This is a genomic window from Acidovorax sp. GW823-FHT01C06, from assembly GCF_058798375.1.
The window spans coordinates 1-18449 of sequence record NZ_JBXAKN010000003.1; the positions used below are offsets into that span (position 1 = coordinate 1).

Below are 18449 nucleotides of genomic sequence, written 5' to 3' on the forward strand. Positions count from 1 at the left end.
CTTGAGTGGCTTGGCCTGGTAACCACAGCTTCCCAAATCCGAGACGGATGAACAACCTATTGAGACATCACAGCTAGCGCCGGAGCACCAGCCATCCAAAAGCCGCGAGCGAAAGCACGGAGTAGATCAGCCCGGGCGCGGCCGCAGTGAGCCACGGCGACCAGTTCTGCAGGTTGCCCGCATAGCCAAACACGTTGTTCAGCAGGAAGAAGCTGATGCCGGCCATGACGCCGCCAAACACATAGCCCGCGATGCCGCCCGAGCGGAAGTGCAGGTAGGCAAAAGGCAGGGCCAGCACCACCATCACCAGGCAGCTGAGGGGATAGAACACCTTGCGCCAGAACTCGATCTCGTAGCGCTGGGCGGACTGGCCGTTGGCGTCGAGGTGGCGGATGTACTGGAACAGGTCGATGGTGGCCATGCGGTCGGGTTTGAGCAGCGAGGCGGCCACCATGTCGGCGCTGATGCGGGTGGACCATTGCAGGGTGGGGGCATCCAGGTGCTCCACGCGCGCTTCGTCGCCGCTGCGCTGCTCGAAGCGGCTGCGCTGCACCTTCTCCAGATTCCACGCGCCATCCGGCCCAAACTGGCCCGCCGCCGCCCGTGTCTGCGATGCCAGCCGGCCCTTGGCATCGAACTCGAAGATGCGCACGTCCAGCATGCCGCCGTTGGTCGTGAGCGCGCGCACGTTCACCGCATAGGAGTGGTCGTCCTGGCGCTCCTTGAGCCAGGCGCCGGTGGCGCCCGTGGTCAGGCGCCCGAGGTACCGCACCTTGACCAGCTGGGCGGCGCGGTCGGTCAGCGGCGCGATGTAGTCGCCCACGGCGAAGGTCAGAAGCACGAAGAAGCCGCCCAGTGCCACCAGCGTGCGCAAGGCACGCCAGGGGCCCATGCCGCTCGTGCGCATGATGGTGAACTCGGAGCTTTGGGCGAGTCGCGCCATCACGAAGATGGTGCCGATGAGCACCGTGATGGGCAGCAGCTCGTACAGGTGGCTGGGAATGCTCAGCACCACGAACAGGAACGCGTGCGAGAGCTGGTAACCCTCGGCGCCGGTGCGGCCCACCCAGCGCAGTTCGTCCACCAGGTCAAAGAAGAAGAACAGCGCCAGAAACCCGGCGGTGACGAAAGCGACCGCGAACAGGGCTTCGCGGTGGATCAGGCGGCGGATGGTTTTCATGCGGGGCTCCCTGGCGGCGTGGGCTGCCAAAGCCGCCGCAGCGTCCAGTGGTTGTGGCGCGCGGCCAGTACCAGCAGCGACATGAGCAGCATGCCGCCGTGCAGCAGCACCATGAAGCTCACCAGGCCGAGCCGGCCTGCGCCCACCCAGCTTTGCCCCAGCGTCATGAGGTTGTAGTACACGATGAAGGCAAAGAGCGCGAACACCAGGCTGGTGCTGCGCGCGGCGCGCGGGTTGACGCTGGCCACGGCCAGCCCCAGCACCACGAAGTTGAGCGCCGCCAGCGCCAGCCCCAGGCGCCAGCCCAGCTCGGCCCTGTAGGCGGGCAGGGGCTGCATGAGCAGCTCGTGCGTGGCGCGGGTCTTGACGGAGAGCTCTTCGGCCGAGCCCGCGGGCGCGGAGCCAATGCGGGTGCCGTATTCGACGAACTCGCTGATTTTCACGCCGGGTTTGTCGCGTGAGGTCTCCAGCCGCTGGCCCTCGCTCAGCACGGCCATGCGCTCGCCGCCCCGTGTCTCCAGCCGGGCGCTGCGCGCGGAGGTGACGGATTCGCGGGCACCGTCGGTGGCGGCGATGAAGATGTTGTTGCCGGCCTGGGTGTCCGGGCTGTCCTTGTCGATGAAGAACACCCGGCTGCCATTGGAGGATTCCTGGAACTCGCCGGGTGCGATGCGGTCGATGTCGCTGCGCTGTTCATAGCGCGTCTTGAGTTCCTGGATCTGGGAATTGGCCCAGGGCCAGACCAGCAGCGACAGCACGGCGATGATGACCATCACCGGCCAGGCAAAACGCAGCAAGGGCCGCAGCAGGCTGACCAGGCCGCGGCCGCTGGCGAACCAGATGACCATTTCACTGTCTCGGTACATGCGCGACAGCGTCCCGACCACGGCGATGAAGAGGCTCAGGCTCAGGATGGTGGGCAACTGGCCCAGCACCGTGAACCCCATGACCAGCATGACATCGGAAGGGCTCACGCTGCCCCGCGATGCCTGGCCCAGGGTGCGGATGAGCATCATGGTCATGACCACGGTCACCAGCACCACGAGGGTCGCGCCGAAGCTGCGCGCCAGCTCCTTGCGGATGGATGAATCGAATAACATTGGCTAGGAGCGCGCTATGCACTTTTGCGTGCATGTCAAAGTGCATAGCACGCTCAAAAGGAAAACACCGATTATGAACTTTGATCTCAAGACCCTTGACCTTGCTGCGGCAGCTTCGGAAAAATGCGACCTGCTGGTCGTCCTGCTTCCCGAGGGCTTCAAGCCCGGCAAGGATGCGCTGTCTGCCCTGGCGGCGCTGGCGCTCAAGAACGGAGATCTGTCCACCAAGGCAGGCAAGCACCTGCAGCTGTACCAGGTGCCTGCCGTTGCCGCCCGCCGGGTGGTTCTGGTCGGGCAGGGCGACGGCGCGGCCCGCGCCACGCGCCAGGCCCTGCAGGCGGTGGGATCGGCCATCAAGGCGCCGCAGACCAAGCGGGTGGCGCTCTGTTTTGCGGGTGCTGCGCAGCCAGCGGCCGTCAGTGCCGCCGTGCAGGCCGTGGCCGAAGCGAGCTACGTCTATACGACCACCAAGACAAAGGTGGAGGCGCGCAGCCTGAACCGCTGCGTGGTGGGCGTGCACAGCGTCCCCGAGGTGCGCGAGGATTTCGATGCCGGCGTGGCACTGGTCGCCGGGGTCGAGTTCGCGCGGGAATGGGGCAACCGCCCCGCCAACCACGCCACGCCCAGCCTGCTCGCCGATGCGGCCAAGACACTGGCCAAGCTGCCCCGCATCCAGTGCAAGGTCCATGGCCCGGCCGAGGTGGCCCGCCTGGGAATGGGCGCCTTCCTCGCCGTGGCGAGGGGGTCCGAGGAGCCTTTGCGGTTCATCGAGCTGCGCTACAGCGGCGCGGCCAAGGACCAGGCGCCTGTCGTGCTGGTGGGCAAGGGCATCACGTTCGACACGGGGGGCATCTCGATCAAGCCCGCGCCGGAGATGGACGAGATGAAGTTCGACATGTGCGGCGCCGCCAGCGTGCTGGGAACGTTCCGCGCGCTGGGCGAGCTGCAACCCGCCATCAACGTGGTGGGGCTGATCCCCGCCTGCGAGAACATGCCCGACGGCCGTGCTGTCAAGCCCGGCGACGTGGTCACGAGCATGAGCGGCCAGACCATCGAGATCCTCAACACCGACGCCGAAGGCCGGCTGGTGCTCTGTGATGCGCTCACTTATGCGTCCCGCTTCAAGCCCGCCGCCGTGGTGGACATCGCCACGTTGACCGGCGCGTGCGTGATTGCGCTGGGTGGCGTGCGCAGCGGGCTGTTTGCCAACAACGATTCCCTCGCAGCCGCGCTGCAGGAGGCCGGGGAGTCCGCGCAGGACCCCTGCTGGCGCATGCCGCTGGACGACGATTACGCGGATGGCCTCAAAAGCAATTTCGCGGACATGGGGAACGTGGCGGGCCGCGCGGGCGGTTCCATCACCGCGGCCAAGTTCCTGCAGAAATATGTGGGTGACCTGCCCTGGGCCCATCTGGATATCGCGGGGACGGCCTGGAAGGGTGGGGCCGCCAAGGGGGCCACGGGGCGGCCGGTCGGGCTGCTGGTGCATTACCTTCTGGGGCAGGCGGCCAACACCAAGCCCGCCTCCAAGGCCTCTTCGGCCGCGCGTGCGGCCTCCCCCAGGCCGGCGACGGTGAAGGCGCCGCGCGCCAAGCTCGGCTGATCTCGCCATGACCGAGGTCGCGTTTCACTTCAATGCGCCGGACAAGCTGGCCTATGCATGCCGCTTTGCGCGCAAGGTGCAGCGCAGCGGTGCACGGCTGGTGATTGCAGCACCGGCCGAGACGCTGGCGGTGCTGGACCGCATGCTCTGGGTGCTGGCGCCGCTGGATTTTGTGGCCCATTGCCTGGGCGGTGCCGACGAAGAACTGGTCCATGCATCGCCCGTGCTGCTGACGGCCGACGCGCGTTCCGCCGCGCACCACGAGGTGCTGTTGAACCTGCACGCCGAAGTGCCGGAAGGGTTTGGCCGGTTTGATCGCCTGGTCGAGGTGGTGAGCGCGCAGGATGAGGCCGATCGCGGCGAGGCGAGGTCGCGCTGGCGCCACTATGCCTCGCGCGGGTATGAGATCACCCGCCACGACCTGGTGCTGAAAGCCGGCTGATGGCGCTGCCCCCCAAGACGCCTCCGCGCTTTGTCCCCACCCTCACCGAAGTGGTGCGGGCGCCGGATTCCGCTCCATCGCAGGCCGCGGCCGCTGCACCATCGCGCACCACGGTCATGCATCCCTCCATGCTGCCCGAGGCGCGGCCGGCGGCGAACGCCGTGCACCAGGCGGCGCAGCCACCGGGTTCCTTCGTGCATGGCGCCCATCGGCCCGCCGTGGCCCCGCCAAGGCCCGCCGCTCCGCCGGGCATCGTGCCCGCGCCGGCCCGCAATGCTCCGGCAGCGGGCACCGTGGCGCCGCCCGTGTCCGTGGGGGCCGTGAGTCCGGTTGCGCTGACCCGACCATTGCCGGAGGGCATGGAGGAATACATGGTGCACAGGGTCATGCAGCGCGTGGACGTTGTGCTGGATCAACGTTTGCGCGAAGCGATCGCCACGGTGGTGCAGGAGCAGACACGATCGGTGCTGCCACGGCTGCGCGAAGAAATTGAATCGGTGGTCCGGCACGCTGTGTACGAGGCGGTGGCGGATGAGCTGGCCAGCGGGACGTCCTCGGTGCCAAAGGGATGACAGGGTATTCCCCTGTGGTTTCTCTCGCTTTTAATCGTGTTCCCTAATGATCTGGCCCGTAAATTGCGATATGTTCGCCTGCGTTGAGACACAAGAATATTCTCAGCGTTTATCTTTACTGGAGATTGATATGCAATTGAAGTTGAAACTGACCGTGGTTGCTGCTATCGCGGCTGCTGCTGGTGTGGCCTCTGCACAAGAGCAGGTGGTCAAGATCGGCCACGTGGCTCCGGTTTCCGGTGCCCAAGCCCACTACGGCAAGGACAACGAAAATGGCGCCCGCATGGCCATTGAAGAGCTGAACGCTCAAGGCGTCACCATCGGCGGCAAGAAGATCAAGTTCGAACTGCAGGCCGAAGACGATGCAGCCGATCCAAAGCAGGGCACGGCCGCTGCACAAAAGCTGTGCGACTCCAAGGTCGCAGGCGTTGTCGGTCACCTCAACTCCGGTACCACCATCCCAGCATCCAAGGTCTACAACGACTGCGGCATTCCGATGGTGACGGGCGCTGCGACCAACCCCAACCTGACCAAGCCAGGCTACAAGACCACCTTCCGCATCATCGCCAACGACAACGCCCTGGGCGCTGGCTTGGCTTTCTACGCGGTCGACACGCTCAAGCTCAAGACCGTTGCCATCATCGACGACCGTACCGCTTACGGCCAAGGCGTGGCAGACGTGTTCAAGAAGACGGCCACGGCCAAGGGCATGAAGGTGGTGGACGAGCAGTTCACGACCGACAAGGCCACCGACTTCATGGCCATCCTGACCGCCATCAAGTCCAAGAACCCTGATGCCGTGTTCTACGGCGGCATGGACCCACAAGCCGGCCCCATGCTGCGCCAGATGGAACAGCTGGGCATGGGCAACGTGAAGTACTTTGGTGGTGATGGCGTCTGCACGTCGGAAATCGCCAAGCTGGCCGCCGGTGCCAAGACCCTGGGTAACGTGATCTGTGCCGAAGGCGGTTCTTCGCTGGCCAAGATGCCTGGCGGCACGGCCTGGAAGGCCAAGTACGACGCCAAGTACCCCAACCAGTTCCAGGTGTACAGCCCCTACACCTATGACGCCACGTTCCTGCTGGTGGACGCCATGAAGCGTGCCAACTCCGTGGACCCCAAGGTGTACGTGAACGAACTGGCCAAGGCCAGCTTCAAGGGTGTGACCTCCACCATCGCCTTCGAACCCAACGGCGAAATGAAGAACCCCGCCATCACCCTGTACGTCTACAAGGACGGCAAGAAGACCCCGCTGTAATTAGTCAGCGCGGTACCGCGCTGCAGGGCCCCTGTGCCCTGCAGGGCTCAAAAAAAGGCTTCCCTCGGGAAGCCTTTTTTATTGGGCACCCGCGCCGTCGATGGCGCAAGCGGCCCGGTTGTTGCCCTGCTGGCTAGCGTCTTACCTGAAGCGAGCCTGGATTCACGATATTGGTGGGCGTGCCCTTGATGAAATTCACCACGTTGTCGAATGCCGCGCCAAAGTACAGCTCATAGCTGTCCTGCTCGACATAGCCAATGTGGGGCGTGCAGATGCAATTCTCCAGCCGCAGCAAGGCGTGGCCCTGAAGGATGGGTTCGCTCTCGAACACATCGACCGCCGCCATGCCGGGACGGCCCCGGTTCAACGCTGCGATCAGCGCGTCGGGCTCGATCAATTCGGCCCGCGATGTGTTGACGAGAAGGGAGGTGGGCTTCATGCAAGACAGGTCTTCCAGCGAGACGATGCCGCGCGTTTCATCGTTGAGGCGCAGGTGCAGCGAGATCACGTCACACTGCGAGAAGAACTCCTCGCGCGTGGTCGCGGCCTGGTAGCCGTCCGTCAAGGCCTGGGCGCGGGACGCTTCGCGGCCCCAGATGCGCACGTTCATGCCGAAAGCGCGTCCGTAGCCAGCCACGAGCTGTCCGATGCGGCCATATCCCCAGATGCCCAGCGTTTTGCCGCGCAGCACGTTGCCAAGGCCGAAGTTGGCGGGCATGGATGCGGTCTTCAGCCCGGACTGCTGCCAGGCGCCGTGCTTGAGGTTGGCGATGTACTGCGGCAGCCTGCGCATGGCTGCCATCACGAGGGCCCAGGTCAGTTCGGCCGGGGCCACCGGGGACCCTATGCCCTCGGCCACGGCAATGCCCCGCTCCGTGCACGCCGTCACGTCGATGTGACTGCCGATCTTGCCGGTTTGCGCGATCAGTTTGAGGCGGGGAAGCTTTTCCACCAGTTGGCGCGTGATCTGTGTGCGCTCCCGCACCAGAACGATGATGTCGGCATCCTTCAAGCGGACAGAAAGCTGCCCAAGTCCTTTGACGGTGTTGGTGTAGACCTTGGCGGTGTACGCGTCGAGCCGGGATGCGCAGTGCAGCTTGCGGACTGCGTCCTGGTAGTCGTCGAGGATCACAATGTTCATCCCGATATTGTGCCTTGGTGGCGCAACCGGCATTCACCGGGCCGCCGTCCTGGGGCATCAAAGTACGAGGCTTTTGGTGACGGAGTGTTGGCGCATCCCGCAAAACGCTGCCGCCCATGGCAGGACGGGGCGGGGCCGTGCCATCGCTCCCCGGCCGTTTTTCTCACGCCCGCAGATCCATCTCTTTCGAGAAGGAACGCCACACGCCAACGAGGACCGTGCCGTTGGCGCCGTTGGCCCGTGATGAAGGAAGTATCTTGGTCTCAAGAGGCCTGAAGGGCTCCCTCGCAGGCCACCATGCGGTCCAGTTCCGCGCACACGTCGGCCATCCTGCCGGCGATCACCAGCCGGCCTGTGCCGGGGGCTGAGATCCTGCGCAAGACCTTGGCGGTCCGGCGGCCCGATCCATCGGTGGGCCGCGGTGCTGCGCAGGCGCTGCGGCTTCCTGCGGGCGGTACCGGCATCGCGGGCGGTGCTCTGCGGGTGGCGGCCTGCCGCCCGGGGCCTTCGGCGGGGGGCGTCTGGGGCGTGTTGACCGTGAAGGGCCAGTTGCCGCGCAGCGGACGTGGGCCAGGGAGACCCTGCGGGCGGTGGATGCTCCTGGAGCCGGCCGTGCCCCGGCCGTCGCTGCGGTCCGTGCCATCGTGGTGGGAACGGGGTGGGGGCGAACCTGCCGCAGACGGCATCGCGAGCGCGGCGGTCGAGTGAAACCAGCGCGTCAGCGAGCGCAGCGGCACGGAGAAGGCGGAAAAGGTGGTCAAGGCAATTCCCATGTGAAAACTCCGAAGGTCGGGGGTTGGACATAGGCAGGATTGCAAATTGAACCCGCACCGCAGGGCTGGCGTGCCGGTTTGCCCGGCACACCAAACGCCCGCCACCTGCAATGCGGTAGTGAATGGACCAGCAGCCGGGACCGGCTACATCAGCATGGTGTTGCGAATGAGGCCTACCGCGAGACCTTCGATTTCGAAAGGTTCGCCAGGCTGTACCACGATGACCGGGTAGTCCGGGTTTTCAGGCAGCAGCTCGATGGCCGTGGCGGTGCGCCGCAGGCGCTTGACCGTCACGTCGTCTCCCAGGCGGGCCACGATGATCTGGCCGTTGCGCGCCTCGCGGGTGGACTGCACGGCCAGCAGGTCGCCATCCATGATGCCGGCATCGCGCATGGACATGCCACGCACCTTGAGCAGGTAGTCGGGCTTGTGCTGGAACAGGCTGTTTTCCACGCTGTAGGTCTGGTCGACGTGTTCCTGCGCGAGAATGGGCGAACCCGCCGCCACACGCCCCACCAGGGGCAGGACCAGCTGGGAGAGCCCGGGAATGGGCAGGTGGAACTGGCTGCCGCGCGCTGCATTGATGGAGCGCAGCGTGTCGCTGCGCAACCGGATGCCCCGCGATGTGCCGCTCACCAGTTCGATCACGCCCTTGCGTGCGAGGGCCTGCAGATGTTCTTCTGCCGCATTGGCCGACTTGAAGCCCAGTTCAGCCGCGATTTCGGCGCGGGTGGGAGGCGCCCCTGTGCGTGCAATGGCGGTCTGGATGAGGTCCAGGATCTGTTGCTGGCGGGCCGTGAGTTTCGGGTTGTCGAGCATGGTGGTTTCCGGTGGAGGCGGCTACAGTGACGGACAACTGTTTTTTAATCCAGTAACTGTATTTTTCACCAGTTTTTCGGAGTATGCAAGTGAGTGGGCAAAAAATTGTGGTTTTGGGCACTGGAGGAACCATTGCCGGCACGTCGGCACAGGCGGGCGACAACATCGGGTACACCGCCGCGCAGGTCGGGGTGGAGCAGCTGCTGGTAGCGGTCCCCGGATTGCAGGAGGCGGCCGGTGGCATGCTCGTGGCGGAGCAGGTGGCTCAGATCGACAGCAAGGACATGGATGGCGGGGTGTGGCAGGCCCTGGCGCTGCGCTGCGCCCACCACCTCCAGGACGCCTCCGTGCGCGGGGTGGTCATCACCCACGGCACCGATACGCTGGAGGAGACGGCCTGGTTCCTGAACCAGGTGCTGGATACCCGGCTGAAACCCGTGGTGCTGACCTGTGCCATGCGCCCGGCCACGGCGCTCACGCCCGACGGGCCGCAAAATCTCCTGGATGCCGTGGCGGTCGCGGTGGCTGCGGGTGCCCGCGGCGTGCTCGCAGTGGCCGCTGGCGAGGTCCACGGCGCACAGCAGGTCCAGAAGGTGCATCCGTACCGTGTCCATGCGCTCAGTTCGGGCGAGGCCGGGCCTTTGGGGTGGGTGGAGGAGGGCGCCATTCGCCTTGCGCAGGATTGGCCGATACCGCCCGCCAAGCATGCGTGGGGTGCTCTGCAAAATATAGCAAATGCAGCGGCCTGGCCCCGCGTGGAGGTGATCATGAGCCACGCGGGCGCCACGGGCGCCATGGTGGATGCGCTGGTGCGTGACGGCGTCCAGGGGCTGGTGGTGGCATGCACCGGCAACGGCACCATCCACCACCTTCTGGAAGCCGCATTGCTGCGCGCGCAGGAGGTGGGCGTGCGGGTGGCCCGGTCCACGCGCTGCGCCGAGGGGCGGGTGCTGCCCAAGCCTGGTGACCTGCTGCCTGATTCCGGCGGGCTGCCGCCCCTGAAGGCCCGGATCTCGCTGATGCTGGACCTGATGCGCTGAGCGCGAAGGCTGTCCGGTGTTGTTTGCAGCCCTCAAGACACACGCCTGGGCCTACCCGGCGCTGGAAGTGGTGCACATCGTTGGCATTGCCCTGCTGTTGGGCAACCTGGTGCTGCTGGAGTTGCGCGTGTTTGGCCGGGGGGCGGCGCTGCCCGTCAAGGACCTTGCGCGGCTCAGCCTGTCGCTGGCATTGTGCGGCTTTGGCCTGGCGGCGGCATCGGGCCTGCTGATGTTCGCCACCCAGCCTTCCGAGCTGCTCGCCAGCCGCGCATTCACCTTGAAGATGCTGCTGTTAATGCTTGCGGGCTGCAACGCCGCGTGGTTCCATGGGCGTGGATCGCTGGCGCGCCTGGACGCCCTGGCCCGGGTGCAGATGCTGGCGTCCACGCTGATCTGGCTGGCCGTGGTGGTCTGTGGCCGCTGGATCGCCTATCTGTGACCTGACAAGGAGAGAACCGATGAGTCTGCAACGCCGCCGCCTGCTCCTGGCCACTGCGATGGTTCCGCTCTGGGCGCGCGCCCACCATGGCTGGAGCAGTTTTGATGCCGAGCGCCCCATCTATCTGGAAGGCACGGTGCGCAAGGTGCGCTGGCAAAACCCCCATGCCGAGCTGGAGCTGGAGCTTCCCGCGCAGCTGCGGCTTCCCGCGGACCTGGCGCAGCGCGCGGTGCCCGCCCAGGCCTCGCCCGTGGACGGCAAGGCCTTGCTGGCCAAGGCGGTGCTGCCCACCCGCAAGGACCGCCGCTGGGAGATCGAGCTGGCGCCCCTGACACGCATGCAGGCCTGGCAGGTGCAGGAGATCAAGCCCGGCACGGACCTGTCGGTGGTGGGCTTCACCCTGCGCGATGAGAAGGGCGATGCGGTGCTGCGCGCGGAATACCTTTTCGTGGACGGCAAGGCCTACGGCCTGCGCTCCAGTCCGGCCTGAACAAAACCAGGATGGGTGGCAAGGCCGGGGCCATGAGGGTCTGGCCCGCTGGTGCCACGGCGCGCCTGACGGGGCCACCGGCACCTCCCAAAAGAAAAGCGACGCCCTGGTGCCCCATGGCGTCGCTGGTCCTGGGGCGTGACCCTCGCGCTCAGCTGGCCAGCGCCTGGAGCGCGCGCGCGGTGATTTCTTCCACGCTGCCCGTGCCGCTGATGGCGCGGTACTTGGGGGCGGCGTCGGGCTCGGCCTGGGCCCAGCTGCTGTAGTAGTCCACCAGGGGGCGCGTCTGGTCGCTGTAGACCTGCAGGCGCTTCTTGACGGTTTCTTCCTTGTCGTCTTCGCGCTGGATCAGTTCCTCGCCCGTCAGGTCGTCCTTGCCTTCCACCTTGGGGGGGTTGAACTTGACGTGGTAGGTGCGGCCGCTGGCAGGGTGCGAGCGGCGGCCGCTCATGCGTTCGATGATGGCGTCAAAAGGCACATCGATTTCGAGCACGTAGTCGAGCTTGACGCCCGCCGCCTTCATGGCGTCGGCCTGGGGAATGGTGCGGGGAAAGCCGTCGAACAGGAAGCCGTTGGCGCAGTCCGCCTGCGTGATGCGTTCCTTCACGAGACCGATGATGATGTCGTCGCTGACCAGGGCACCCGAATCCATCACGGCCTTGGCCTGCAGGCCCAAGGGCGTGCCCGCCTTCACCGCCGCCCGCAGCATGTCGCCGGTGGAGATTTGCGGGATGCCGTATTTCTGGCAGATGAACGTGGCTTGCGTGCCCTTTCCGGCGCCAGGCGCGCCCAACAGAATCAGTCTCATGGAAGTCCTCGAAGGTTAGAAATCGGTTGGCGCCGCTGGCGGGGACGTTCGAAGGGCGCCTGAAGCCGTTCTGTGCGCCCGGGATGCGGTGCTCTCGTTGCGGGCGAGGATAGCATGCGACCACCTTGCGCTGACTTACACGCCGTACCGCGCGGCGGCCAGGGTGTCGCGGTGCGGATAGTGCCCTGCACGGTGGTGCGGGCAGGTCCCCGCGCCACGGGGCCGCCGGGCCGTCCGTCAGCGGAAAAGGCTGCGGACCCGCTCCAGATCCTCGGGGGTGTCCACGCCAGGCCCCGGGGCGGTGCTGGCCAGGTGCACCGCGATGCGGTGGCCGTGCCACAGCGCGCGCAGCTGCTCCAGCGCTTCCACGGCTTCGGTGGGGGCTGGCGCCAGCGCCGGAAATTCCCGCAGGAAGCCGGCACGATAGCTGTAGATGCCCACATGCCGCAAAGGCGCGAACCCCGCCAGGGCGGCGACGCCGGGTGCGGCCGCCTGGGCGGCGCCTTGCCACCAGGGCGTTGCGGCATGGTCGCGGGCGAAGGGGATGGGCGCCCGGCTGAAGTAGTGCGCCAGGCCCCGCGCGTCCAGCACCACCTTCACCACGTTGGGGTTGGCGTAGTCGGCTTGCGACGCAATGGCGTGCGCGGCCGTGCCCATGCTGGCCTCGGGGCGGGCCGGCAGCAGTTGCGCCACGGCATGGATGAGGCCGGGGTCCATCAGGGGTTCATCCCCCTGCACGTTGACGACGATGTCGGCGCCATCCAGCCCCAGCTGGACGCAGGCCTCTGCCAGCCGGTCGCTGCCGCTGGCATGGTCGGCGCGGGTCAGGATCGCCTCCACGCCGTGGGCCGCGCAGGCCTGCAGGATGCGGCTGTCGTCGGCGGCCACCACGACCCGGGTGGCGGCGCTCTGGGCCGCGCGGCGGGCGACCCGCACCACCATGGGCAGGCCGGCGATATCGGCCAGGGGTTTGTCGGGCAGCCGGCTCGATGCCATGCGGGCCGGGATCAGCACCGTGAAGCGGCTGTCCGGTGCCACGGCGCCGGGGGCGGGCACAGCGCTCACTGCTCCAGTTCCTCGTCGGTGAGCGTGCGGGCTTCGTTTTCGAGCAGCACCGGGATGCCGTCGCGCACCGGGTAGGCCAGCCGCGCGCTGCGGGAGACAAGTTCCTGCGCCTCGCGGTCGTAGGTCAGCGGGCCTTTGGTGACAGGGCAGACCAGCAGTTCAAGCAGTTTGGGATCCATGGTGGCGGTGCTTCCGGGAGGTTCGTTCGGGCAGGCAGCGATGATAGCGGCGGCCAGCCCCGCGGGACCGCCGGTGCGCGCTAAAGACCACCCGGTGCCGGCAGGCGCGCATCCAGGGCCGCGAAAAAGGCTGGATCCATGTGCAGTTGCAGGGGCACGGCCAGTGCGTCCGGGTGGCGGGGCCACAGCTTGACGGCATCTTTTTCAGTGCAGATCAGCGTGTAGTGGTTATCTGGTGAGCGGTTCCAGCTATCAAAATCATAGTGATCCGGCAGGGCCTGCGCGTGCGCCAGTTGCAACGCCTGGGCCTGCAGCATCGCAAAGAAGTCCCCGGGGCGTGCGACGGCCGCCACCGCGTGCAAAGGCTGCCCCCGCAGGCTGGATAAGGGCACGCGGGTGCCGTCCGAGCGCACGGCCCAGGGGGCCAGGCGCCGTTGCAGCGCATAGGCCTCGAAGTCTCCCCGGGGCGGCACGCCACCCGCATGGAGCACCAGGTCCACCGGCCGCGGCCAGGGCTCGCGCAGCGGGCCCGCAGGCAGGAGGAAGCCGTTGCCGACGCCCTGGTCGTTGAAGATGCAAACCTCCACATCGCGCGCCAGGGCCAGGTGCTGCAGCCCGTCGTCGCAGACGATCACGTCGGTGTGCGGGTGCGCCGCCAGCAGGGCGCGGGCCGCGGCGATGCGGCGCGGCGCGACGAAAACCGGCACCCCGCAGCTGCGCGCGATCAGCGCGGGCTCATCGCCCACCTCGCGGGCGGGGCTGTCGGGCGCCACCGCCCGGCAATCGGTGGTGCTGCGGCCATAGCCGCGCGAGATCACCCCGGGGCGCAGGCCGCGAGCCTGCAGGTGTTTCACCACGGCGATGACCACGGGCGTCTTTCCGGCGCCTCCGGCGATCACATTGCCCACCACGACGACGGGACGGCCCGGGTGTTCGGCCTTGAGCACGCCAGCGCGGTAAAGCCCCCGGCGCAGGGCCACCAGCGCCCGGTACAGCAGGGAGACGGGCCACAGCGCCCAGGCGGCCGGGCCGCGTGCCTGCCAGATCTTCTGCAGCCCGGAGGCCGGGGAAGGGGCGCCGCCGCGCGCCGCGGACCGGGGGGGCGGCTGCGGCCCGGGGCCAGCCATGCCGTGTCAGCGGCCGGTGCTGCGCGCCGCGGCCGACGACTGCGTGGCAAACGTGATCTGCGTGAGGCCCACGCGGCGCGCCGCCTCCATCACCGAGACCACGGACTGGTGCGGCGACATGGCGTCGGCGCTGATGATCACGACACTGTCGCGCCCGGCGGTGGCGGCGCCGCGCAGGGCCTGCGCGATGGCGTCCACGCTCTTTCCGTCCACGCCGTTCTTGTTGACGGCATAGCGGCCGTCGGCGGCCACCGAGACGATCACTTCCTTGGGGTGGTCGCGCTGCTGCTCGGCGTCGGCCACCGGCAGGGTGAGCTGCAGCTCCGTGAACTTGCTGTAGGTGGTGGTCAGCATCAGGAAGATGAGGATCACCAGCAGCACGTCGATGAACGGGATCAGGTTGATCTCCGGCTCTTCCTTGGCGCGGGGGCGAAAATTCATGTCGACGATCTAATGGGCGGTACGCGTTGCCCGCGAAGTTTGGAAACCGGCGGCCTCAACGCGGGCGGGCGTGGCGCAAGGGCCGCCCCACCGCACGGGCGGCGTTCCCCTGCCCGCGGTGCATGGCGCTGCGAGAAGCAGGGAAGGGCGCGGCCGCGCCTCAGGGGGGAGTTCACTTCTTCCTCAGGCGCAGGATGTGGCGGACGAACTGCTCGGAAGCCAGCTCCAGCGTGAGCAGATAGGCATCGACGCGGGCGCGGAAGTAGCGCCAGAAGATCAGCGCCGGGATCGCCACGATCAGGCCGAAGGCCGTGTTGTACAGCGCCACCGAGATGCCATGCGCCAGCTGCGCGGGGTTGCCGCCGCCCATGGCCTGGCCCACGCCGCCGCTGCCGGCCTGCGAGCCGAAGATCTCGATCATGCCGATCACGGTCCCCAGCAGGCCCAGCAGGGGCGCGGCCGATGCGATGGTGGCCAGCGCCGCGAGGTACTTCTCCAGCCGGTGGGCCACGGCCCGGCCGGCGCCTTCCATGGCCGAGCGCAGGTCGGTCTCGCTGCACTGGGGGTTGCTGTTGAGGGTGCGCAGGCCGCTGGCGAGCACCTCGCCCAGGGCGGAGTTCTGCGCGAGCTGGTTCACCACGTCGGGGGTGGGCACGGCCTTGGAGGACACCGTGATGGCTTCATCGAGCAATTTCGGAGGAGCGACGCGGGCCGTCTTGAGGGCCACGAACCGTTCGAAAATCAGCGCCATTCCCAGGATGGAACACGCAATCAGGGGCCAGATCGGCCAGCCTGCGGCTTGTATGATGGACAGCAAATCTCTCTCCGCGCAGATGAAAGCAATCGGCGATTATGGCCCAGCTTCCTGCCGTCTCCGCGTCACAAACAGTTACCTTGCCGGGTGGCCACCGCATCGGCGGTGTCACCCACAAAAACTGTGGATAACTTTGTGGGAAACCCGGTTCGTGCGCCGCGCAAAGTGGCGTCCCGCCGTGCTTGCAACAGATTGATGAAAAATTGCGCAGTGAAAAAATCATATAAATCAATAACTTGCACGTGCAACCGTGTTTTGCGGCCAGTTTTGCCGGGCGCGCTGCCGTCCTGGGTCGCTCGGGCGGTTCTGTGGAGTACTCGCCCCTGGAGCGCGCCGCGGAAGCCCGCCGTATCTCATGTTTGAGCGCCCGGGCCTCGCGGCGGCGCCGCGCGTTTGGGAAGTTGGCGCGCTATGCCGCGCCATTGCTGATGCGCTGGAGGCGCGGTTCAATCCTGTCGCGGTGCGCGGGGAGATCACGGGCTTCTCGCGCGCTTCCAGCGGTCATTGCTACTTCTCGGTCAAGGACGCGAATGGCCAGTTGCGCTGTGCCATGTTTCGCCGCGCGGCCAGCCTGCTTGACTTTTCTCCACGCGATGGCGAATTGGTGGAAGTGCGCGGCCGTCTTGGCGTGTACGAAGCGCGTGGCGACCTGCAGTTCATCGTGGAAAGCATGCAGCGGGCGGGGCAGGGGGCGCTGTTCGAGCAGTTCCTGCGCCTGAAGGCCCAACTGGAGGCCGAAGGCCTTTTCAGCGGCGACCGCAAGCGTCCGCTGCCCCTGCAGCCGCGCGGCATCGGCCTGGTCACCTCCACGGGGGCGGCGGCCCTGCACGACGTCGTCACCGCCTTGCGCCGGCGCGTGCCGCACATCCCGGTGGTGCTGGTGCCCGCGCAGGTGCAAGGGGGCGCCGCACCGGCGTCGCTGGTGGCGGCGCTATCAAAATTGTATCTGCTGGCGCAAGCTGGACAAGCGCCAGGGGCTGATCTGACCCGCAACCCGCCGATCGACGTCATCCTGCTGGTGCGGGGCGGGGGTTCCATCGAAGACCTCTGGGCCTTCAACGACGAGCAACTGGCCCGCACCATCGTGCGCAGCCCCGTGCCGCTGGTCAGCGGCGTGGGGCATGAAACGGACTTCACCATCGCCGACTTCTGCGCCGACCTGCGCGCGCCCACGCCCACCGCGGCCGCCGAGCTGGTGGCCCAGCCCCGCGACGTGTGGCTGGGCGCCCTGGGCCTGCTGGGCGAGCGCATCGGCGACGCGGTGCAGCGCCAGCTCGATGCACGCCACCAGCGGCTGGACCAGGCGGCGGCGCGGCTGGGCCGCCCGTCCGGCCTGGTGGTGCGCCAGCAGATGCAATTGGCGCGCCTGGCCCAGCGCATGCGGCATGGAGTGCTCCTGAAATTGCAGCGCCTGGCGCAGACGCAGAAAGCGCTGGAGGCCGATTTGCCCAACAAGCTGCAGCGCTGCGCCGCGCGGCAGTCGGACCGCCTGGACCGCGCGGCCCTGCGGCTGGAGTTGCTAGACCCGCGCCTGGTGCTGCAGCGCGGGTACGCGCTGCTGACCGATACCGGAGGCCAGGCCGTGACCAGCGCGCGGCAGGCGCACCCCGGCGACGCCTTGCGCGCCACGCTGGCCGACGGCGTGGTGGATGTGACGGTGTCCCAGCCGCGCCTGCTCTGACGGGGGTGCCTGTAGGACAGTGGCGGGTTGTGGCGCTTCGGCACCGATCCGTGTGGCCTCACGCTGCACAGGTCACCTGATCTTCCTACAATGCCCCCTTTGTGCTGTGTCCGACTGCATTGCTCAGGAAAGATCGCGGTGCAGATGGCATCCCAGAATTTCAAACCACGAGGAAACCACCATGGAACATACCCTTCCCCCGCTGCCTTACGCCATCGACGCCCTGGCGCCGCACTACAGCCAGGAAACCCTGGAGTACCACCACGGCAAGCACCACAACGCCTATGTGGTGAACCTCAACAACCTGCAAAAGGGCACTGAATTCGAATCCATGACGCTCGAAGAGATCGTCAAGAAGTCCAGCGGCGGCATCTACAACAACGCCGCCCAGATCTGGAACCACACCTTCTTCTGGAACTGCATGGCACCCCAGGGTGGCGGTGAGCCCTCCGGCGCGCTGGCTGCGGCCATCAACGCCAAGTGGGGCAGCTACGCCGCCTTCAAGGAAGCCTTCGTCAAGAGCGCCGTGGGCAACTTCGGCTCGGGCTGGACCTGGCTGGTGAAGAAGGCCGACGGCAGCGTGGACATCGTGAACACCGGCGCCGCCGGCACGCCGCTGACCACGGCCGACAAGGCACTGCTGACGGTGGACGTGTGGGAACACGCGTACTACATCGACTACCGCAACATGCGCCCCAAGTTCGTGGAGACCTTCCTCTCCAGCCTGGTGAACTGGAAGTTCGCGGAAGCCAACTTCGCCTGACGGATTGCTTGCGCGGTGCCGCGGCAGCCACCTGCCGCGGACAAGAAAAAACGGCCCCGCGGGGCCGTTTTTCTTTGCGGTCCCTCTGGCCCAGGGGCGGACCTAGGGGCGGCGAAACAGCGCGCCCGAGAGTTTGGCCCCTGCCTTGATGCCCTTCTGGGCAAACCAGCCCTGGTTCATTTCCAGCACATAGCGCACGGGCTTGGCGGAGCAGTGGGAGTCCAGTGTCTGCGGCTTCATGTCCGCCAGGTTCACGATGGTGCCGTCATCCTCCACGAAAGCCGCGGTGAGGGGCAGCAGGGTGTTTTTCATCCAGAAGCACTGCTGTGCCGGCTGCTCGAACACGAACAGCATGCCTTCGTGCTGCGGCATCTCCTTGCGGTGCATGAGGCCGGTCTGGCGTTCCTGGGGTGCAAGGGCGACCTGGGCGTCGATGCGGTGCATGCCCGCCGTCAGTTCGACGCGCCGCAGATTCAGCTGCGGTCCTTCCTGGGCGGCAACCCCGCCTGCATGCAGCAGGGCGGTGGCGGCCACCAGGGCGGCGGCGGCCAGGGCGGCGCGGCGCGCGAAGGACATCACGCGGGCGGTGCGGGCCTGCGGGGCGCGGGCCGGGTGAAGATCGGTCATGGGCAGGGCTTTCATGAAGGCAACACGGACGATGGCAATGAACGGGCAGCGGAAAAATCACGCTGCGGACGATGGCAGATTAGCGCA

General features: G+C 67.1%; 22 protein-coding genes. 9 read left to right on the top strand and 13 right to left on the bottom strand.

Annotated elements, in window-relative coordinates:
* Positions 1–73: 73 nt before the first annotated feature.
* Both lptG and lptF read right to left on the bottom strand, forming a co-directional pair.
* Positions 74–1180, bottom strand: a complete 1107-nt coding sequence (gene lptG / locus AC1RCS_RS08165) for an LPS export ABC transporter permease LptG (RefSeq protein ID WP_492245996.1) — start codon at positions 1178–1180, stop codon at positions 74–76.
* Entirely contained in the window at positions 1177–2280 is a 1104-nt protein-coding gene (gene lptF, locus AC1RCS_RS08170; protein WP_218294878.1) for an LPS export ABC transporter permease LptF, read from the bottom strand. The genes lptG and lptF overlap by 4 nt, the downstream gene beginning before the upstream one ends.
* 73 nt (positions 2281–2353) lie before the next feature.
* Between lptF and AC1RCS_RS08175 the strand changes: the two genes are divergently transcribed.
* The 4 genes from AC1RCS_RS08175 to AC1RCS_RS08190 all read left to right on the top strand — a co-directional run bounded on the left by AC1RCS_RS08175 (position 2354) and on the right by AC1RCS_RS08190 (position 6155).
* Positions 2354–3883 (top strand): leucyl aminopeptidase, encoded by a 1530-nt coding sequence (locus AC1RCS_RS08175; protein ID WP_369642536.1) that lies wholly within the window; start codon positions 2354–2356, stop codon positions 3881–3883.
* Between the two features lie 7 nt (positions 3884–3890).
* Positions 3891–4325: a DNA polymerase III subunit chi gene (locus tag AC1RCS_RS08180; RefSeq protein WP_492245995.1), complete on the top strand. Its 435-nt coding sequence runs from the start codon at positions 3891–3893 to the stop codon at positions 4323–4325.
* The gene (locus tag AC1RCS_RS08185) at positions 4325–4897 is read left to right on the top strand and encodes a hypothetical protein (protein ID WP_492245994.1); all 573 of its coding nucleotides are present in this window, start codon (positions 4325–4327) and stop codon (positions 4895–4897) included. The genes AC1RCS_RS08180 and AC1RCS_RS08185 overlap by 1 nt, the downstream gene beginning before the upstream one ends.
* 130 nt (positions 4898–5027) lie before the next feature.
* On the top strand, positions 5028–6155 hold the full coding sequence (locus tag AC1RCS_RS08190; protein ID WP_218294882.1) for a branched-chain amino acid ABC transporter substrate-binding protein: 1128 nt from the start codon (positions 5028–5030) through the stop codon (positions 6153–6155).
* A 133-nt stretch (positions 6156–6288) separates the two neighbouring features.
* Here AC1RCS_RS08190 and AC1RCS_RS08195 read toward each other — a convergent pair whose 3' ends face one another.
* From AC1RCS_RS08195 to lexA, 3 genes are all read right to left on the bottom strand, one after another.
* Positions 6289–7296, bottom strand: a complete 1008-nt coding sequence (locus tag AC1RCS_RS08195; RefSeq protein ID WP_218294883.1) for a D-2-hydroxyacid dehydrogenase family protein — start codon at positions 7294–7296, stop codon at positions 6289–6291.
* A gap of 263 nt (positions 7297–7559) precedes the next feature.
* Entirely contained in the window at positions 7560–8057 is a 498-nt protein-coding gene (locus AC1RCS_RS08200; protein ID WP_492245993.1) for a hypothetical protein, read from the bottom strand.
* A gap of 156 nt (positions 8058–8213) precedes the next feature.
* Entirely contained in the window at positions 8214–8888 is a 675-nt protein-coding gene (gene lexA, locus AC1RCS_RS08205) for a transcriptional repressor LexA (RefSeq protein WP_218294885.1), read from the bottom strand.
* A gap of 83 nt (positions 8889–8971) precedes the next feature.
* Between lexA and AC1RCS_RS08210 the strand changes: the two genes are divergently transcribed.
* Genes AC1RCS_RS08210 through AC1RCS_RS08220 form a run of 3 tightly spaced genes read left to right on the top strand, consistent with a single transcriptional unit; the run spans position 8972 to position 10857 of the window.
* Positions 8972–9928, top strand: coding sequence for an asparaginase (locus AC1RCS_RS08210; protein ID WP_492245992.1), 957 nt, complete (start codon positions 8972–8974; stop codon positions 9926–9928).
* Between the two features lie 19 nt (positions 9929–9947).
* A complete protein-coding gene (locus AC1RCS_RS08215) occupies positions 9948–10367 on the top strand; it encodes a hypothetical protein (protein ID WP_218295306.1) in 420 nt (139 codons plus the stop codon).
* A gap of 19 nt (positions 10368–10386) precedes the next feature.
* A complete protein-coding gene (locus tag AC1RCS_RS08220) occupies positions 10387–10857 on the top strand; it encodes a DUF6152 family protein (protein ID WP_218294887.1) in 471 nt (156 codons plus the stop codon).
* 151 nt (positions 10858–11008) lie between these two features.
* Here the strand turns inward: AC1RCS_RS08220 and adk are convergent, their stop codons facing one another.
* The 7 genes from adk to AC1RCS_RS08255 form a co-directional block, all read right to left on the bottom strand.
* Complete coding sequence (adk, locus tag AC1RCS_RS08225) at positions 11009–11665, bottom strand: adenylate kinase (protein WP_218338501.1); 657 nt, start codon at positions 11663–11665, stop codon at positions 11009–11011.
* Positions 11666–11902: 237 nt separating this feature from the next.
* On the bottom strand, positions 11903–12730 hold the full coding sequence (kdsB, locus tag AC1RCS_RS08230) for a 3-deoxy-manno-octulosonate cytidylyltransferase (RefSeq protein WP_492245991.1): 828 nt from the start codon (positions 12728–12730) through the stop codon (positions 11903–11905).
* A complete protein-coding gene (locus AC1RCS_RS08235) occupies positions 12727–12909 on the bottom strand; it encodes a Trm112 family protein (protein ID WP_056062396.1) in 183 nt (60 codons plus the stop codon). The genes kdsB and AC1RCS_RS08235 overlap by 4 nt, the downstream gene beginning before the upstream one ends.
* Positions 12910–12989: 80 nt before the next feature.
* Positions 12990–14036 carry a tetraacyldisaccharide 4'-kinase gene (lpxK, locus tag AC1RCS_RS08240; protein WP_492245990.1) on the bottom strand — a complete coding sequence of 349 codons (1047 nt, stop codon included), beginning with the start codon at positions 14034–14036 and terminating at the stop codon, positions 12990–12992.
* Positions 14037–14042: 6 nt separating this feature from the next.
* Positions 14043–14477 (bottom strand): ExbD/TolR family protein, encoded by a 435-nt coding sequence (locus AC1RCS_RS08245; protein WP_218294890.1) that lies wholly within the window; start codon positions 14475–14477, stop codon positions 14043–14045.
* A gap of 172 nt (positions 14478–14649) precedes the next feature.
* Complete coding sequence (locus tag AC1RCS_RS08250; RefSeq protein ID WP_218294891.1) at positions 14650–15294, bottom strand: MotA/TolQ/ExbB proton channel family protein; 645 nt, start codon at positions 15292–15294, stop codon at positions 14650–14652.
* 62 nt (positions 15295–15356) lie between these two features.
* Positions 15357–15533 (bottom strand): hypothetical protein, encoded by a 177-nt coding sequence (locus AC1RCS_RS08255; RefSeq protein ID WP_218294892.1) that lies wholly within the window; start codon positions 15531–15533, stop codon positions 15357–15359.
* 113 nt (positions 15534–15646) lie between these two features.
* Between AC1RCS_RS08255 and xseA the strand changes: the two genes are divergently transcribed.
* Together xseA and AC1RCS_RS08265 are read left to right on the top strand one after the other, a co-directional pair.
* On the top strand, positions 15647–16972 hold the full coding sequence (gene xseA, locus AC1RCS_RS08260) for an exodeoxyribonuclease VII large subunit (protein WP_492245989.1): 1326 nt from the start codon (positions 15647–15649) through the stop codon (positions 16970–16972).
* A gap of 181 nt (positions 16973–17153) precedes the next feature.
* Positions 17154–17735: a superoxide dismutase gene (locus tag AC1RCS_RS08265; RefSeq protein WP_218338504.1), complete on the top strand. Its 582-nt coding sequence runs from the start codon at positions 17154–17156 to the stop codon at positions 17733–17735.
* A 102-nt stretch (positions 17736–17837) separates the two neighbouring features.
* On the opposite strand, the gene AC1RCS_RS08270 is transcribed toward AC1RCS_RS08265, so the two are convergent.
* Entirely contained in the window at positions 17838–18362 is a 525-nt protein-coding gene (locus AC1RCS_RS08270) for a DUF192 domain-containing protein (protein ID WP_492245988.1), read from the bottom strand.
* Between the last annotated feature and the right edge of the window lie 87 nt (positions 18363–18449).